Source organism: Flavobacterium panacis (genome assembly GCF_024649945.1).
Taxonomy (GTDB): domain Bacteria; phylum Bacteroidota; class Bacteroidia; order Flavobacteriales; family Flavobacteriaceae; genus Flavobacterium; species Flavobacterium panacis.
Map to the genome: position 1 here is coordinate 230,336 of NZ_JANKMS010000008.1, position 16,293 is coordinate 246,628.

General features: G+C 33.0%; 14 protein-coding genes. 10 read left to right on the top strand and 4 right to left on the bottom strand.

The genetic code is table 11. The features are described 5' to 3' along the window. Positions 1-29 precede the first annotated feature (29 nt). The 10 genes from NQQ59_RS17705 (at position 30) to dusB (ending at position 12,803) form a co-directional block, all read left to right on the top strand. Complete coding sequence (locus NQQ59_RS17705; protein ID WP_144216284.1) at positions 30-623, top strand: porin family protein; 594 nt, start codon at positions 30-32, stop codon at positions 621-623. Between the two features lie 6 nt (positions 624-629). After that, positions 630-1,241 carry an outer membrane beta-barrel protein gene (locus NQQ59_RS17710; RefSeq protein ID WP_144216286.1) on the top strand — a complete coding sequence of 204 codons (612 nt, stop codon included), beginning with the start codon at positions 630-632 and terminating at the stop codon, positions 1,239-1,241. Between the two features lie 5 nt (positions 1,242-1,246). Next, positions 1,247-1,618 carry a 3-hydroxyacyl-ACP dehydratase gene (locus NQQ59_RS17715; protein WP_144216288.1) on the top strand — a complete coding sequence of 124 codons (372 nt, stop codon included), beginning with the start codon at positions 1,247-1,249 and terminating at the stop codon, positions 1,616-1,618. Between the two features lie 2 nt (positions 1,619-1,620). Continuing rightward, positions 1,621-2,106 (top strand): hypothetical protein, encoded by a 486-nt coding sequence (locus tag NQQ59_RS17720; protein ID WP_144216290.1) that lies wholly within the window; start codon positions 1,621-1,623, stop codon positions 2,104-2,106. Between the two features lie 16 nt (positions 2,107-2,122). Beyond that, positions 2,123-3,298 carry a DUF2062 domain-containing protein gene (locus NQQ59_RS17725; RefSeq protein WP_257698404.1) on the top strand — a complete coding sequence of 392 codons (1,176 nt, stop codon included), beginning with the start codon at positions 2,123-2,125 and terminating at the stop codon, positions 3,296-3,298. A 212-nt stretch (positions 3,299-3,510) separates the two neighbouring features. Then, entirely contained in the window at positions 3,511-7,185 is a 3,675-nt protein-coding gene (locus NQQ59_RS17730; protein WP_144216292.1) for a 1-acyl-sn-glycerol-3-phosphate acyltransferase, read from the top strand. Further along, the gene (locus NQQ59_RS17735) at positions 7,185-8,702 is read left to right on the top strand and encodes a phytoene desaturase family protein (RefSeq protein WP_144216294.1); all 1,518 of its coding nucleotides are present in this window, start codon (positions 7,185-7,187) and stop codon (positions 8,700-8,702) included. The genes NQQ59_RS17730 and NQQ59_RS17735 overlap by 1 nt, the downstream gene beginning before the upstream one ends. A 7-nt stretch (positions 8,703-8,709) precedes the next feature. After that, the gene (locus NQQ59_RS17740) at positions 8,710-10,374 is read left to right on the top strand and encodes a C45 family autoproteolytic acyltransferase/hydolase (protein WP_144216296.1); all 1,665 of its coding nucleotides are present in this window, start codon (positions 8,710-8,712) and stop codon (positions 10,372-10,374) included. Continuing rightward, a complete protein-coding gene (locus tag NQQ59_RS17745; RefSeq protein WP_144216298.1) occupies positions 10,371-11,660 on the top strand; it encodes a phenylacetate--CoA ligase family protein in 1,290 nt (429 codons plus the stop codon). Before NQQ59_RS17740 ends, NQQ59_RS17745 begins: the two co-directional genes overlap by 4 nt. A gap of 150 nt (positions 11,661-11,810) precedes the next feature. After that, positions 11,811-12,803: a tRNA dihydrouridine synthase DusB gene (gene dusB, locus NQQ59_RS17750; RefSeq protein ID WP_144216300.1), complete on the top strand. Its 993-nt coding sequence runs from the start codon at positions 11,811-11,813 to the stop codon at positions 12,801-12,803. A 37-nt stretch (positions 12,804-12,840) separates the two neighbouring features. Here the strand turns inward: dusB and NQQ59_RS17755 are convergent, their stop codons facing one another. From NQQ59_RS17755 to NQQ59_RS17770, 4 genes are all read right to left on the bottom strand, one after another. Further along, the gene (locus NQQ59_RS17755; protein ID WP_144216302.1) at positions 12,841-13,119 is read right to left on the bottom strand and encodes a Txe/YoeB family addiction module toxin; all 279 of its coding nucleotides are present in this window, start codon (positions 13,117-13,119) and stop codon (positions 12,841-12,843) included. A gap of 6 nt (positions 13,120-13,125) precedes the next feature. Beyond that, positions 13,126-13,383 carry a type II toxin-antitoxin system Phd/YefM family antitoxin gene (locus NQQ59_RS17760; RefSeq protein ID WP_144216304.1) on the bottom strand — a complete coding sequence of 86 codons (258 nt, stop codon included), beginning with the start codon at positions 13,381-13,383 and terminating at the stop codon, positions 13,126-13,128. A gap of 117 nt (positions 13,384-13,500) precedes the next feature. Then, complete coding sequence (locus NQQ59_RS17765) at positions 13,501-14,928, bottom strand: MATE family efflux transporter (protein ID WP_144216306.1); 1,428 nt, start codon at positions 14,926-14,928, stop codon at positions 13,501-13,503. 164 nt (positions 14,929-15,092) lie between these two features. After that, positions 15,093-16,292: an ABC transporter permease gene (locus tag NQQ59_RS17770; RefSeq protein WP_144216308.1), complete on the bottom strand. Its 1,200-nt coding sequence runs from the start codon at positions 16,290-16,292 to the stop codon at positions 15,093-15,095. Position 16,293 lies beyond the last annotated feature (1 nt).

Consider the following 16,293-nt stretch of genomic DNA (forward strand, 5'->3'; position numbering starts at 1 on the left):
ACTAACCATAAACTTTAAATCAATTAGAAATGAGAAAATTTATTGTAATTGCATTTGTTTTATTCATCGGAATAAAATCAGAAGCGCAGGTAAGAGTAAGTCCAGGACTTAGAGGAGGTTTGAACGTCTCAACATTAACCAATATTGATGACAATAATTCTAAAACCGATTTTTATGTTGGTGGATTAGTGGATATCAGATTCAATAAATTTTTCTCTTTACAGCCAGAGATTACGTATTCTAGACAAGGTGATGAAGGAAGAGAATATTTCAACAATGGCAGTTATCGTTATGTAAATTACGAGCTAAATTATATAACGTTTGGAGCGGTTGCTAAATTTAACTTTAATGGTGGAGGTTTTCACCTGTTGGCAGGTCCGTCTTTAGATTTTAAAGTTGGTGATAATTACATCAATTCTAAACCGGAAGATTTAGATTTAGCAATAGTTGGAGGTATTGGTTATACACTTCCAAACGGTCTTACATTTGAAGCGAGAATTAAACAAGGATTGGTTGATATTTATGGCTATGATTATTACAATAACGACGGATATTACACTGATGACGCCATTTTAAATCAGGTTTTTCAAATTGGTATCAGTTATAAGTTTAAGACAAAATAAAAAAACATGAATAGAAGAATATTACTTTTTATTGCTGTTTTTTTTGCAGTTTTAAATCTAAAAGCCCAAATGAGTGTTAAACCCGGTTTAAGAGGTGGATTTAGTTTTTCTACGATTTCTGAAATGCATGCCGATTATAAAACTGATTTTTATGCGGGTGGTTTTGCCGAAATTAAAATCACAAAACTTTATGCGCTACAACCGGAGATTAATTACACTAGACAAGGTTCTAATAATGTAGCCCGAAATTATTTTGATGAAAATACTCAAACGAATAGAACAGAACATTTAGATCTTGAAATAAACTATTTGTCAATTTCTGTGATCAACAAGTTTACGCTTCCGCAAGGAATTCAGTTTCAGGCGGGGCCAACTTTAGATGTTCTGTTAAATGATAATCTGGCAGTTAGAAAAGCACAAAATGATCTTGGTCTGGTTTTAGGAGTTGCTTATGCACTTCCTTCGGGATTGACATTTGAAGCTCGATTTAAGAAAGGTCTGCTTGATGTTTTGAGTAGTGATTATTATCAAAACGACTCCAATAATTATTATTTGTTTGGAGATTATAATACAAATATTAATTTTCAGTTGGGAGTTTCCTATTCATTTGGAAAATAAAAATTATGATTTTAAAAGATTTTTACAAAATACTATCGGAAGAGAAAATCTCCGATTCAAAATATAATGTTACGATTTTAGTCAATGAAAAACATGAGGTTTTTAAAGGACATTTCCCTGGAAATCCAATTATGCCTGGTGTTTGCATGATTCAGATTATCAAAGAACTTACAGAATCTATTACTAAAAGTTCCTTGATGATTCAGTCTTTGGCAAATGTAAAATTCATGGCGCTTATTAATCCAGAAGTTAATCCAGAATTACGTTTGGAACTTGATATTACAACTACTGAAGACGGTTTGGTAAAAGTGAAAAACACGACTTACTTTAACGACACGACTGCTCTTAAACTGAGCAATGTGTACAAAAAAATATAATTATGAAATTACTACTGACCTTACTTTTATGGGTAAATTTTGTGGGAGCACCTGATCTAGCTTCTATTCGAAAAGTTTATCCAGACGTGGCAAAATCAGAAGCAAATGCTAAAGAGTTTGTAGCAAAACTTGCTGGCATTTCTCATAATGATGATAAAATTTTAGTGGCTTACAAAGCGGCTTCTATTCTGGTAGATTCTAAGTTTGAGAAAAAATTAGGTGAAAAAATTGAGCGTTTTAAAGAAGGTGCTAAACTTCTTGAAGCCACCATAAAAAGCGATCCAAGTAATATCGAAATGAGAATGATCAGACTGAGCGTTCAGGAAGATGTTCCAGGTATTACGGGTTACAAGAAAAATATCAAAGAAGATAAAAAATTCATTACAACGTATTATGCAGCGCAAGGTGCAGCTTTGAAAGAATATCTTAAAGACTTCGTTTTACAATCTAAAAGTTTCTCTGAAAAAGAGAAGCAATTTGTAAAGTAAGCTCAAAAAAAATCTCATGAAATCACAGCAGGAATTGCTTAATTCGATCAACTTTTGCGTTATTGTACCTACGTATAATAATGAAAAAACACTGAAAAAAGTACTGGATTCTATTTTAGATTTCACCTCAAATGTTATTATTGTAAATGATGGTGCGACCGATTCTACAAGCGAAATTTTAAAACAATTTTCGCAGCTCACGCAAATTCATCATCCTAAAAATTTAGGAAAAGGCCGTGCGCTTCGTAATGGATTTAGAAAAGCTTTGGAATTGAATTTTGAATACGCCATCACAATCGATTCTGACGGACAGCATTTTGCATCTGATATTCCTGTTTTCTTAGAAGCCATTCAAGAAGAACCAAATACGCTGTTGATTGGAAGCCGAAATATGACTCAGGAAAATGTTCCCAAAAAGAGCAGTTTCGGAAACAAGTTTTCTAATTTCTGGTTCAAGTTTGAAACTGGGATCAAGTTAGACGACACACAATCTGGGTTTAGATTATATCCGCTTAGATTGTTGCCAAAAAGTTTTTATACCAATAAATTCGAATTTGAAATTGAAGTGATTGTTCGTGCCGCTTGGAAAGGAATTGTTGTTAAAAATATTCCTATTCAGGTTTTGTATGATCCTGCTGAAAGGGTTTCGCATTTTCGTCCATTTCAAGATTTTACACGAATTAGTATTTTAAATACAGTTTTGGTAACCAACGCATTGTTATACATTAAGCCTCGAGATTTCTTTAGAAAAGCAAAAAAAAAAGGCTTTAAAAAATTCTTCCTTGAAGATATTTTAGAAAGTTCTGATTCTAATTTTAAAAAATCGGCAGCTATTGCTTTGGGAATTTTTATTGGACTTTCGCCTTTCTGGGGATTTCAAACTATCTTGCTTTTTACGCTTGCAGCTTTATTCAGGCTCAATAAAGTCATTGCTTTTTTGACATCCAATGTAAGTTTCCCGCCATTCATTCCGCTTATCATATATGGTTCTTTAAAAATTGGAAGCGTTTTTGTTTCTAGCGATGCGCCATTAATTTTAGATAGTTCAATGACGTTTGACGATATTCAAAAAAATGCAGCTCAATATATCGTCGGAAGTCTTATTTTAGCATCCGTTTCAGCATTAACGGTTGGTTTAATAAGTTATTTGCTTTTAACGGCTTTTAGTTCTAAAGACAAACCAAATATTTAAAAAAATTGCCACAGATTAAATGATTTACATAGATTTTTTTGCCACAAATTTCACGAATTTTCACGAATTAATTTTTGATTGTCGAATCTTATAGAGTAAATAAAAATCATTTTTAATCTTATCATCTGTGGCAAGAGACAATTTCATGTTTTTGTAATAATTAATTCGTGAAAATTCGTGAAATTCGTGGCTGAAAAACTTAACCAAAAATCATGCACCAATACTTCTACGCCATTCATTTGTTTGTAAACCGAAGAAAATCTTTATCGGTTCTTTTGGCTGTTTTGATGCTTCTCGTTTTTGGATTTTTTGCGTCAAGATTAAAGTTTGAAGAAGATATTACCAAACTTATTCCGACAAACGATAAAACCGATGTTACAGCAAAAGTTTTAAAACAACTTAATTTTGCCGATAAAACAACCGTAATTTTCAAACTTGAAAAAAATGGATCTGCTGAAGATTTGAAAGAAATGGCAACTGCTTTTTCAGACAGTGTTTCAAAATCCTGCAAACCTTATGTAACAGGAATTCAAGGAAAAATTGACGAAGAAAATATTCAGGAAACTATTGATTTTGTTTACAATAATCTGCCTCTTTTTTTGGATGATCATGATTATAAAAACATAGAACAAAAACTGCAAAAAGACAGTATTGCAGCAACCGTTCAAGGAAATTACAAATCGATTATTTCTCCATCTGGATTCATCACCAAAGATTTTATCCTGCAAGACCCGTTTGGGATTTCGTTTATCGCCTTAAAAAAATTACAACAATTAAATATTGGTGACGATTTTACATTGGAAAATGGTTTTGTAATGACGAAGGACAAAAAGAAATTACTGCTTTTTATCACTTCTAATATTCCATCGAGCGAAACAGAAAAAAACACCCTTTTTGCCGAAAAACTTAAATCGATTCAAGAAAATTTAAATCAACAATTTAAAGATAAAACTTCCATCAGTTATTTTGGTTCAGCTTTGATTGCTGTTGCGAATGCGAATCAGATTAAAAGCGACATTATTCTAACAACATCAATCGCGATGTTTACTTTAATGTCGATTCTGATTTTATTCTACCGAAAAGTTTTAATTCCGCTGATTATTTTTCTTCCAACGGTTTTTGGCGGTTTGTTCGCGGTTGCATTTTTATATTTCGTGAGAGAACAAATTTCAGCAATTTCATTAGGAATTGGTTCTATTTTATTGGGAATCACGATTGATTATTCTATTCATATTCTTACACATTACAAGCATAATAGCGATGTCAAAACATTGTACAAAGACATTACAATGCCTGTAATTATGAGTAGCTCTACAACTGCGGTTGCATTTTTATGTCTGCTTTTTGTAAAATCGGATGCGCTGAATGATCTCGGAATTTTTGCTGCTGTAATTGTTATGGCAACTGGAGTTTTCTCGCTTTTGATTGTGCCTCATTTATATCATCCTAAAGAAAATCCATCAGAACATAAAAAAAATGTGATCGATAAAATGGCGCATTTTTCTTTTCATAACAATAAAATCTTAATCGGACTTTGCGTTATCATTACCATAATTTGCTGTTTTACGTATAATGATGTTGGTTTCAATAACGACTTATCACAGCTGAATTTTATTCCGAAAGAAATTAAAGCTGCCGAAAAACAATTGGAAGAAAGTACCAGTTTAACTTCCAAAACCATTTATGTGGCTTCGTACGGAAAAACGATGGAAGAAGCTTTACAACATAACAGCAAGCTTTTTGGAGATTTGTCAAAAGAAAAACAACAAAACAAAATTCTAAACTTTAGTTCTGTTGGAGGAATTGTACTTTCCAAGGCAGCACAACTTCAAAAAATTGAGAAATGGAATTCATTTTGGACTTCACAGAAAAAACAATTCGTTAAATCAGAATTAATTACTGAAGGAGCTAAACTTGGTTTCAAACCCACCACTTACAATCTATTTTTTGATCATTTAAATTTTGATTTCAAACCAATTTCGGCAGACGATTATTTAAAAATTAAAGCGTTACAACTACAAGAATTCATCACAGAAAAAAATGGTTTTTATACCGTTTCGACTTTGGTAAAAGTTGCGCCGGAACAACGTGATGCTTTTGTAAAATCGGCTTCTAAAAAAGAAAACGTAATTGCAATCGATCGTCAGCAAATGAACGAAACGTTTTTCAGCACTTTAAAAACCGATTTTAATTCGCTTGTCAATTATTCTTTTGTTGCTGTCGTTTTAATTTTATTTTTCTTTTTCCGAAGAATCGAATTGGTTATTATCAGCTGTATTCCAATTGCTTTAACGGGAATTGTAACAGCTGGAATTATGGGGATTTTTGGCATTCAAATGAATATTTTCAGTATGATTGTCTGCACTTTGATTTTTGGTCACGGAGTCGATTTCAGCATTTTTATGACCAGCGCTTTACAAAAAGAATACACAAACGGCGTTAACGAAATTGCTATTTACAGAACCTCAATTATCTTGGCGGTTATCACAACAATTTTGGGAATCGGTGCCATGATTTTTGCTAAACATCCAGCCTTGACTTCTATTTCTGCTGTTTCGTTAATTGGAGTTTTTGCGGCGTTAATTATAACTTTCATTTTCTATCCGATTTTATTCAAACTGTTTTTGTCGAATCGACCGAAAAAAGGAAATCCGCCTTTTCAATTGCGCACTTTTATTCACGGTGTAATTTCGTTTGCTTATTATGGTTTGGGCGGAATCGTAATGTCTATTTTCAGTTTTACCCTAATGCCGATTTTGCCTTTTAGTAAAAAAGCAAAGATGAAAGCTTTCCGATATGTTGTTTCAAAATTCATGAAATCGGTATTGTATTCAAATCCTTTTATTCGCAAAAAAGTCGTTAATAATTATAATGAAACGTTTGAAAAACCAGCGGTAATTATTGCCAATCATTCTTCGTTTTTAGACATTTTGGCAATCGGAATGCTGAGTCCGAAAATCATTTTTCTGGTAAGTGACTGGGTTTACAACTCTCCTATTTTTGGCGGTGTTGTTAGAAAAGCCGGTTTTTATCCTGTTTCTGAAGGATTGGAAGGTGGTGTTGAACATTTGCGTAAAAAAGTAAACGAAGGATATTCGTTAATGGTTTTCCCAGAAGGAACACGTTCCGAAAGTAATGTTGTGAAACGATTCCACAAAGGTGCTTTTTTCCTTGCCGAAGAATTCAATCTAGACATTATTCCTGTTGTTATTCATGGAGCTTCAGAACTGATTCCAAAAGGAGATTTTGTCATTCATCACGGAAAATTAACGGTTACGATTTTAGAAAGAATTGCTCCTGAAAATCTTTCATTCGGAAAAAATTATACCGATCGAACCAAACAAATAAGTGCTTACTTCAAAGCAGAACATCGTAAAATTCGGGAACAGCTTGAAGGTTCAGATTATTTTAAAACTATGCTGATTAACAGCTACGATTATAAAGAAATCGAAATTGGAAACAGTGTCAAAAAAGATTTAAAACAAAATCTAGAAACGTATTACAACCTAAACAAACACATTGAACCAAAAGCAAAAATCCTTCATTTAGGAAATGATTACGGACAATTGGATGTTTTATTAGCTTTACAGGAACCACAACGAAAAATAGTTTCTTTTATTTCTGACGAAGAAAAATTGCTGGTTGCCAAAACCAATTATATCGTATCCAAAAGAAAGATATTGTATTTGGATCAATTGGAATCTACAACAGAAAATCAATATGATGTTCTTTTGATTTCGGATGAAAGTTTTGAAACTGCAATTGAAAAAGTAATTCCAAACGTTTCTTCTATAATTTTAGTGAATTGTTCTCGTTTAAAAAATCAGTTAAAGGATTTTGAAATTATTTCTGAAGAAAATGCTTTAATCGTTTTAAAGAAAAAATAATGAAAAAACAATACGATGTAGTCATAATTGGCAGCGGTTTAGGCGGATTGGTTTCTGCTGTTATTCTGGCAAAAGAAGGTTACAGCGTTTGTGTGCTCGAAAAGAACAATCAATATGGCGGTAATCTGCAGACTTTCGTAAGAGATAAAACCATTTTTGATACCGGAATTCATTATATCGGAGGTTTAGGCGAAGGCCAGAATCTCCATCAATATTTCAAATATATTGGCATAATGGATCATTTGAATCTGAAAAAATTGGATGAAAATGGTTTTGATATTATTTCTTTTGATGACGATAAAACCGAATATCCACATGCGCAGGGTTTCGAAAATTTCATTGAAAAACTAACTCAATATTTTCCAGACGAAAAAGAAAATCTCGAAAAGTATTGCCAGAAAATAAAAGCGGTTTGCAAAACATTTCCGCTTTACAATCTAGAATCTGAAGGAAAATATGACGATGAAATTCTAACGCTTAACGCAAAAGAAACGATTGATTCTTTTACAGAAAACGAAAAATTAAAAGCAGTTCTTTCAGGTTCCAATTTTCTTTATGCTGGTATAGCTGAAAAATCGCCTTTTTATGTTCACGCGCTTGTGGTCAATTCGTACATTGAAAGTTCTTGGAGATGTATCAATGGCGGAAGCCAGATAACGAAACAACTTTTAAAACAACTGAAAAATTACGGTAGCGAATTCTTCAAACATAAAGAAGTTACCAAAATTGAAGTTGAAAATCATAAAGTGAATTCGGTTAAAATGAAAGACGGAACAGCAGTTTCTGGAACGTATTTTATTTCGAACATTGAACCGAAAACGACTTTGAAAATGGTAGGTCAGGAAAATTTCAGAAAACCCTTTTTCAACAGAATTCAGGATCTGGAAAGTGTCCTTTCAGCTTTTAGTTTGTACATTGTTTTTAAACCCAAAACTTTCAAATACATCAATCACAATTATTATCATTTTAAAAGTGCCAATGATGTTTGGACAGCTTATGAATACGACGAAAATTCATGGCCAAAAACTTTTATGGCTTCCATGAATCCGTCAAAAAAAGACGAAGAATGGGCAGACGGAATGACGTTTTTAACCTACATGAAATATGAAGATGTTAAAGCTTGGGAAGATACATTTAATACCACTTTTGAAGAAAATGAAAGAGGGGAAAGTTATGACGAATTCAAAGCTAAAAAAGCAACCAAGTTTCTAGAAGAAATCGAGAAAAAATTTCCAGGAATAAAGGATTGTATCAAATCGGTTCACACTTCTACTCCACTTTCTTATCGTGATTACATTGGCGGAGACGGCGGCAATATGTACGGATATGTTAAAGATTCAAATAATCCGATGAAAACTATGATTCCGACTAAAACTAAGGTAGAAAATCTTTATCTTACAGGCCAAAGTATTAACATGCATGGTGTCTTGGGAGTTACAGTTGGAGCGGTCATAACGTGCTCAGAAATTGTAGGAAAGGAATATCTGCTGGAAAAAATTAAAAAAGCATCTGAATAGTTTTATTATGAAAAACCGAATTCTTTATCTTTTCCTTATCGGTTTTTTAAGCTTGCTGACTTCCTGCGGTACATCAAAATCACAACATCATAAACCAGATTTAACGGCTTATAATAATACAAAACCTGTTGTTACAAAAGTTTCAGACAGCATTTTTATCTCTGGAAAAAATTCACTTTTAAAAAACAAACAAGGTCTTTGGGAATTATATACTCAAGGCGATCCTCTCGAAATTGGTTTAACAACTGGCGCTTTAACCGATTCGCTTTTGCAAAAGCAGCAACGTATTTTTTTCTCTAAAATAACCGATTTTGTTCCATCAAAATTTCAGCAGAAAATACTTCGTCAATTTTTAAAATGGTTCAATCGCAAATTATATTTGAATGTTCCAGACGAATATCAAACCGAGATTTACGGCGTTTCGCAATATACTTCAACTGAATTTGATAACATAGCACCACAATATCAGCGTGGTTTGTATTTGCATGCTGCGCACGACATTGGACATGCATTACAGGATTTAGCTTTGGTTGGCTGTTCCTCTTTTGCTGCTTGGAACGAAAAATCAGAAGATGGAAATTTAATCTTGGCGCGTAACTTTGATTTTTATGTAAATGATGCTTTCGCAGAAAATAAAATAGCCGCTTTTATAAAACCAAAAGAAGGACATCCGTTTATGATGGTAACTTGGCCGGGAATGATTGGTGCAGTTTCTGGAATGAATCTCGAAGGTTTAACCATTACAATAAATGCTTCAAAATCTAAAATTCCGCTTGTTGCAAAAACTCCGATTTCGATTTTAACTCGCGAAATTTTACAGTACGCCAAAAATCTAGATGAAGCCATTGCTATTGCAAAAAAAAGAAAAGTATTTGTTTCTGAATCGATTATGGTTGGAAGTGCCAATGATAACAAAGCCATTTTAATTGAAGTTTCTCCAAACAAAATGGATGTTTACGATGTTCCAAACAGTGATCAATTAATTTGTTCGAATCATTTTCAAGGCGAAGCTTTCAAAGATGATAAAAGAAATCAAGAACAAATTGTCAACAGCCATTCGGAATATCGATATGAAAGAATGCAGGAATTGCTCTCTGAAAATCCAAAAGTAAATCCTGAAATTGCTTCGGAAATTCTTCGAAATAAAGACGGTTTAAAAAATGAAGCTTTGGGTTTTGGAAACGAAAAAGCACTAAATCAGCTTTTGGCGCATCACGGAATTATCTTTAAACCAAAAGAAAAATTAGTTTGGGTTTCGGCAAATCCGTTTCAATTAGGCGAATTTGTTTGTTATGATTTGAATTCGATTTTTAATGAAAACCGAAATGAAACAAAATCATTTCAAAAAGAAAACTTGAATATTGCCAAAGATCCTTTCTTGAAAACCGCTGCTTTTCAGAATTTTAAAAAATTTAAAATTCAAGATCATAAAATAGACTTGATTTTAGAAAAGAAAGAAACCGTTTCTCCTGAGTTTTTTCAGAATTATCAAGCATTAAACCCTGATTATTGGGTTGTATATTATAAGACAGGATTGTACTTTTACCAAAAAAAGGAATTTCTTCAGGCAAAGCTGAATTTTGAAAAAGCTTTAACGTATGAAATTACAACGGCTCCTGAAAAAGAAGAAATTGAAAAATATTTAAAAAAAGTCAAAAGAAAATTAAAATGATTCCAGCAATAGAAAAAGATTCTTTAGAAGAAATTAAAATTTTTCAAGAACAAAAATTAGTTGAACTTTTAGAATATATTAGCGAGAATTCTCCGTTTTACAAAAGACTTTTTGCTGGACAAAATATTGATATTTCGAAAGTTAAAACTCTGGAAGATTTACAATTTTTACCTGTTACCACAAAAGAAGATTTACAACAATATAACGATGATTTTTTATGTGTTCCGCAACATAAAATTATCGATTACGCTACAACATCTGGAACTTTAGGAGATCCCGTAACTTTTGGTTTAACCGATTCTGATTTGGATCGATTGGCTTACAATGAAGCAATTTCTTTCGCTTGCGCTGGAATTGCAGAAGGCGATGTGGTACAATTAATGACGACAATCGACCGAAAATTTATGGCTGGTTTGGCTTATTTTCTTGGTTTAAGAAAATTGAAAGTTGGCGTTATTCGCGTTGGCGCAGGAATTCCGGAAATGCAGTGGGATTCGATTTTGAAATACAATCCGAGTTATTTGATTACGGTTCCTTCTTTCCTTTTGAAATTAATTGAATACGCCGAAATTCACGGAATTGATTATAACAATTCGAGCATAAAAGGGGCAATTTGTATTGGAGAATCTTTGAGAGAACAGGATTTCTCCATGAATATTCTATCGAAAAAAATCACCGATAAATGGAACATCAAGTTGTTTTCGACTTATGCTTCAACAGAAATGAGTACCGCTTTTACAGAATGTGAACATGGAAAAGGCGGACATCATCATCCGGAATTAATCATTGTTGAAGTTCTCGACGAAGACAATATGCCGGTTAAAAACGGTGAAACAGGCGAACTGACTTTTACTACTTTAGGAATTGAAGCGATGCCTTTATTGCGTTTTAAAACGGGAGATATTGTGCAATTTCATGACGAACCTTGTGAATGTGGCAGAAATACTTTGCGTGTTGGGCCAGTTGTCGGTCGTAAAAAACAAATGATCAAGTACAAAGGAACAACATTGTATCCGCCAGCGATGAATGATGTTTTGAGCAGTTTTGATAATATTGAAAATCATTTAATCGAAATTTCAACTAACGATTTAGGTACAGATGAAATCTTGATTAAAATTGCGGTGAAAAATCAATCTCCAGAATTTCTTCAGGAAATAAAAGATCACTTTAGAGCAAAATTGAGAGTGACCCCAAAAATAGAATTTGTTCCAAAAGAGATTCTAAACCCTATAGTTTTCAATCCAATGAGTCGAAAACCAATTAGATTTTTTGATTATAGAACTTAATTTTAAGTTGCTAAGATACTGAGATTCTGAGACTCTAAGTTTTTCTTTTTAAATATCAATCAAGGATAAAAACTCAGAACCTTAGCATCTTAGAAGCTTAGAATCTTTTTAATTGAACTAAATGTTGTAATTTTGCAAAAAATTATGAAGATGGTCAAGATTGGCAACATAGAATTACCCGAATTTCCTTTATTACTCGCACCGATGGAAGATGTTAGTGATCCGCCGTTTCGCAGATTATGCAAAACGCATGGCGCTGACATGATGTACTCTGAATTTATTTCATCGGAAGGATTGATTCGTGATGCTATAAAAAGTAGAATGAAGCTGGATATTTTTGATTACGAACGTCCTGTTGGAATCCAGATTTTTGGTGGTGATGAGGAAGCAATGGAAATGTCTTCTAAAATTGTTTCAACTGTAAAACCAGATTTAGTGGATATCAATTTTGGATGTCCGGTAAAAAAAGTCGTTTGCAGAGGTGCTGGTGCTGGAGTTTTAAAAGATGTTGATTTGATGGTTCGTTTGACACAAGCGGTTATCAAAGGGACTGATTTGCCTGTTACTGTAAAAACACGTTTAGGTTGGGATGAAAACTCGATCAATATTGATGAAGTTGCTGAAAGACTTCAGGATATTGGTGTTCAAGCTTTGACGATTCACGCGAGAACTCGTGCTCAAATGTACAAAGGTCACTCTGACTGGTCGCACATCGCACGTGTAAAAAACAATCCAAGAATTACGATGCCAATTTTCGGAAACGGTGATATCGATAGTCCAGAAAAAGCATTACAATATAAAAACGAATACGGAATTGACGGAATCATGATTGGTCGTGCTGCGATTGGTTATCCGTGGATTTTTAACGAAATAAAACACTATTTCAAAACGGGAGAACACTTACCAGCTCCAACGGTTATTGATCGTGTTGAAGCCGCTAGAAATCATTTGCAATGGTCAATGGATTGGAAAGGCGAACGTTTGGGAATTGTAGAAATGCGCCGTCATTACACCAATTATTTTAAAGGAATTCATTCGTTTAAAGAATTCAAACAAAAATTAGTTACCACCGATGCTCCTGAAGATTTATTCGCTATTATGAAAGAAATCGAACAGGTTTACGCTGGATATGAGTTTGTTTAAAACATAAAAAAAAGACCTTCAATATTGAAGGTCTTTTTTATTTATCATCATAATGAAATCGACATTGTAATATAATACATTTTTGATCAATTCCCTTTGTTCCTGATACTTTATAAACTAATCTATGTTCTCCATTAATTCTTCTTGACCAAAAACTTTTTAAATCATGTCTTAACGGCTCTGGTTTTCCAATTCCTCTAAAAGGATTTTCTCGAACCGATTTTATTAATTCTTTTATTTTTAATACTGTGTCGGTATCGTTTTCAATCCAATACTCAAAATCTTCCCATCCATTTTTTGTAAAACAAATATCCATATCTAATTACAATTCATCTATATTGTAAGATGTCAATTTTCCGTTTTCCAATTGTTCAATAGATTCAGAAAGTCTTGTTCTATTTGCTTTAGTTGATAGTAAATGTTGTGTTTCTAATATCGAATTATATTCTTTCATTGAAATTATTACAACTGCATCTTCCTCAGAATTTCTGGGAACCACAATTATTTCTGATGATTCCGATACTTCATCAAAATAATTTTTTATGTTTTTTCTTAGTGTAGATATGGTGATTGCCTTCATGTTTTAGTACTTTAAATTGTACGTTCAAATGTACAATATTTTACAGTTTCAAATATCTATTTGTAAAATATTTAACTTTAAACAAAAACGACCTAACTGGAGGTCATTTTATTTTTATTAAACCTGAACTCTCTTCCATTTTCCTCTTTTATAGAAAAAGATTCCCGCTAAAGTAATGGCTGTTTCAGCAACTGGAATAGCTATAAAAACTCCTGTTGGTCCCATATTAAAATGTTTTGCCAATACATAAGCTAATGGAATTTGGAACAGCCAAAATCCGAAGAAATTAATTCCAGTTGGTGTCCATGTGTCTCCTGCTCCATTAAACGTATTAATCAAAACCATTCCGATTCCGTAAAAAATAAATCCGATACTCATGATTTGCAATGCTTCAATTGCAACAGTTTTTACTTGTTCGTCATTCGTAAAAAATGAAATAATAAATTGTCCAAAACCTAAAGTAATAATCATAATCGTAGCCATGAAAATCACATTGTATCTCGCTGTTGTATAAACTGATTTTTCGGCGCGTTCTATTTGTTTGGCTCCTAAATTTTGTCCGACCAAAGTTGCAGCAGCATTACTCAATCCCCAAGCTGGAAGAATGAAAAACATCATAATTCTTAATGCGGTTTGATAACCCGCCGAACCGTGATCCCCTCCTGTTGTGGCAACTAATTGCGCTAGGAAAATCCAACTGCAAGATGCAATTACAAATTGCAAAATTCCTGGAGCAGCTATTTTTACTAAAGCTCTTATTTGTATAAAGTCTGGAGCGAAGTACGAAATCTTGATTTTTAAAACTCCATTTCCAAAGAACAAATGATACACTTGATATAAAACTCCAATGGTTCTTCCGATTGTAGTTGCCAAAGCAGCGCCAATTAATCCAAAAGCTGGAACTGGCCCGAAACCGTTAATTAAAACTGGACATAAAATGATATTGCAAATATTCGCGATCCAAAGACTTTTCATGGCTATTGCAGCATTTCCTGCTCCACGGAAAATTCCGTTAATCAAGAATAAAAGCATAATGCACAAACTAGAACCAATCATAATTTGTGTAAATCGGAAACCGTGTTCGGCTGATTCTACTGAGGACCCCATTAAAATCAGAATATCTTTTGCATAAATAATTCCGAAAATACTCATTAAACTATTAATGGCAAAAGCTACAATAATGGCTTGCATTCCTGCTTTTGCAGCAGCGACAGGATCTTTTTCTCCTATTCGTCTTGCTACAACTGCGGTGGCGGCCATGCTCATTCCGATGGCGAGTGAATAAATAACGGTTAATACAGATTCTGTTAAACCAACGGTTTGAATAGCAAAACTGCTATGTTCCAAATGTCCTACAAAATACAAGTCGACCAATGCAAAAACCGATTCCATCATCATTTCTAAAACCATCGGAATGGCTAATAGAATTACGGCTTTTTTTATACTTCCAGAAGTATAATCAAATGATTCGTCGCCATTTAAGGCTTGTTTTAGAGTAGTGAAAATTTTAGAAAATAAACTTTTCTTTATAGATGTTTCTGTCATGATATTTTAGGATAAATAAAAAAATGGCTCAGATGTAAATCTGAACTAAAAAGTAAAACGTAGGTATCCTAATTATTCTAAAAAATAAAGTAGGATTAGGCAGAAACAATCATATGCTGTAGTTATTTAAGACGGTAAATATAATAATATTTTTTAGGAAGATATTAATCCAATAATTTTTTGCTTACACGACTGCTTGCAATTAAAGAAGCTGTAAAACCAAGTGTAACGATAGTTGTCATTACAATTAGAACATTTTCTAATGAAAAAACAACTGGATAAGCCAATGTTGGTGTAATCATTATTAGTTCATATTGCTGTTGTAAAATCACCAATATAATTCCTAAAGCAAGTCCGATTAAACCACCAAAAAAACTTAATAAAGTACCTTGAAGCAAAAATATCCTTCTTAGATAACCGACCTCTGCTCCTAGATTAAAAAGGGTTTTAAGATTTCCTTTTTTTTCTAAAATCATCATAATTAACGCTCCAACCAAATTAAAAAGTGCAACAATAATGACTAAAGTAAAAATGAGATACACAACAATATTTTCGGTGTTAAGCATTTTATATAAAGACTCGTTTAACTGCGCTCTGTTTTTTAAAGTAATCTTGTTTTTAAAAATAGAATTAAGTTGCTTTTTAACTGCATTTTCGTCTGCGTTATCTTTTAACTTGAATTCGATTCCAGAAATTTGATTTGGTTTGTACATTAATAATTCTTGAGCCAGGCCTAAATCTGCAAATACATATTTAGAATCTAACTCTTCACTAATAGAATAAGTTCCGACAGGCAGAACATCTGTTTTATTAAAAGCTTCTTCCGGATTTTCTATTGCGCCTTTACCTGGTTTTGGAGCAAAAACCTGTAACGGATTTTCAAAATCCAGAATTCCCATCGAGAAATTTTGTGTCAATCCATAACCTATTACAACCTGAAAACTATCCGGCTTAAGCCACTGGCCATTAAAAAGCTTTTTCTTAATATCGTTCACAACTGCATAAGAACTGTCAACACCTTTCAAGTAAGTAACTTGTTGTTTGTCTTTAAATAAAAACAAAACACGTTCTTCTATAATCTTAGTGTAAGAAGCAACACCGTCAATTTTCTTAATTTGACTTTCCTGATCTGGCGTAATTAAAAATGACTTTCCGTATGTATTAGTCAATTTTAAATCGGGATCGATTTCGTTGGTAAACGAAAGGCTAAAAACTTTTAAACCGCTAAAGACCGATAAAACCACAAACAAAGCCATCGTACCAACAATGATTCCCATGCTGGCAATTCGATTAATAATATTGATAGCATTATTTTTACTACTGCTAAAAATATAACGTTTGGCTATGTATAAAGGGAAATTCAAA

Bases quoted from the DNA above. Each gene is read 5' to 3' on its own strand.
- NQQ59_RS17705 (WP_144216284.1), top strand. From the start codon at position 30: ATGAGAAAATTTATTGTAATTGCATTTGTTTTATTCATCGGAATAAAA.
- NQQ59_RS17710 (WP_144216286.1), top strand. From the start codon at position 630: ATGAATAGAAGAATATTACTTTTTATTGCTGTTTTTTTTGCAGTTTTA.
- NQQ59_RS17715 (WP_144216288.1), top strand. From the start codon at position 1,247: ATGATTTTAAAAGATTTTTACAAAATACTATCGGAAGAGAAAATCTCC.
- NQQ59_RS17720 (WP_144216290.1), top strand. From the start codon at position 1,621: ATGAAATTACTACTGACCTTACTTTTATGGGTAAATTTTGTGGGAGCA.
- NQQ59_RS17725 (WP_257698404.1), top strand. From the start codon at position 2,123: ATGAAATCACAGCAGGAATTGCTTAATTCGATCAACTTTTGCGTTATT.
- NQQ59_RS17730 (WP_144216292.1), top strand. From the start codon at position 3,511: ATGCACCAATACTTCTACGCCATTCATTTGTTTGTAAACCGAAGAAAA.
- NQQ59_RS17735 (WP_144216294.1), top strand. From the start codon at position 7,185: ATGAAAAAACAATACGATGTAGTCATAATTGGCAGCGGTTTAGGCGGA.
- NQQ59_RS17740 (WP_144216296.1), top strand. From the start codon at position 8,710: ATGAAAAACCGAATTCTTTATCTTTTCCTTATCGGTTTTTTAAGCTTG.
- NQQ59_RS17745 (WP_144216298.1), top strand. From the start codon at position 10,371: ATGATTCCAGCAATAGAAAAAGATTCTTTAGAAGAAATTAAAATTTTT.
- dusB (WP_144216300.1), top strand. From the start codon at position 11,811: ATGGTCAAGATTGGCAACATAGAATTACCCGAATTTCCTTTATTACTC.
- NQQ59_RS17755 (WP_144216302.1), bottom strand. From the start codon at position 13,119: ATGGATATTTGTTTTACAAAAAATGGATGGGAAGATTTTGAGTATTGG.
- NQQ59_RS17760 (WP_144216304.1), bottom strand. From the start codon at position 13,383: ATGAAGGCAATCACCATATCTACACTAAGAAAAAACATAAAAAATTAT.
- NQQ59_RS17765 (WP_144216306.1), bottom strand. From the start codon at position 14,928: ATGACAGAAACATCTATAAAGAAAAGTTTATTTTCTAAAATTTTCACT.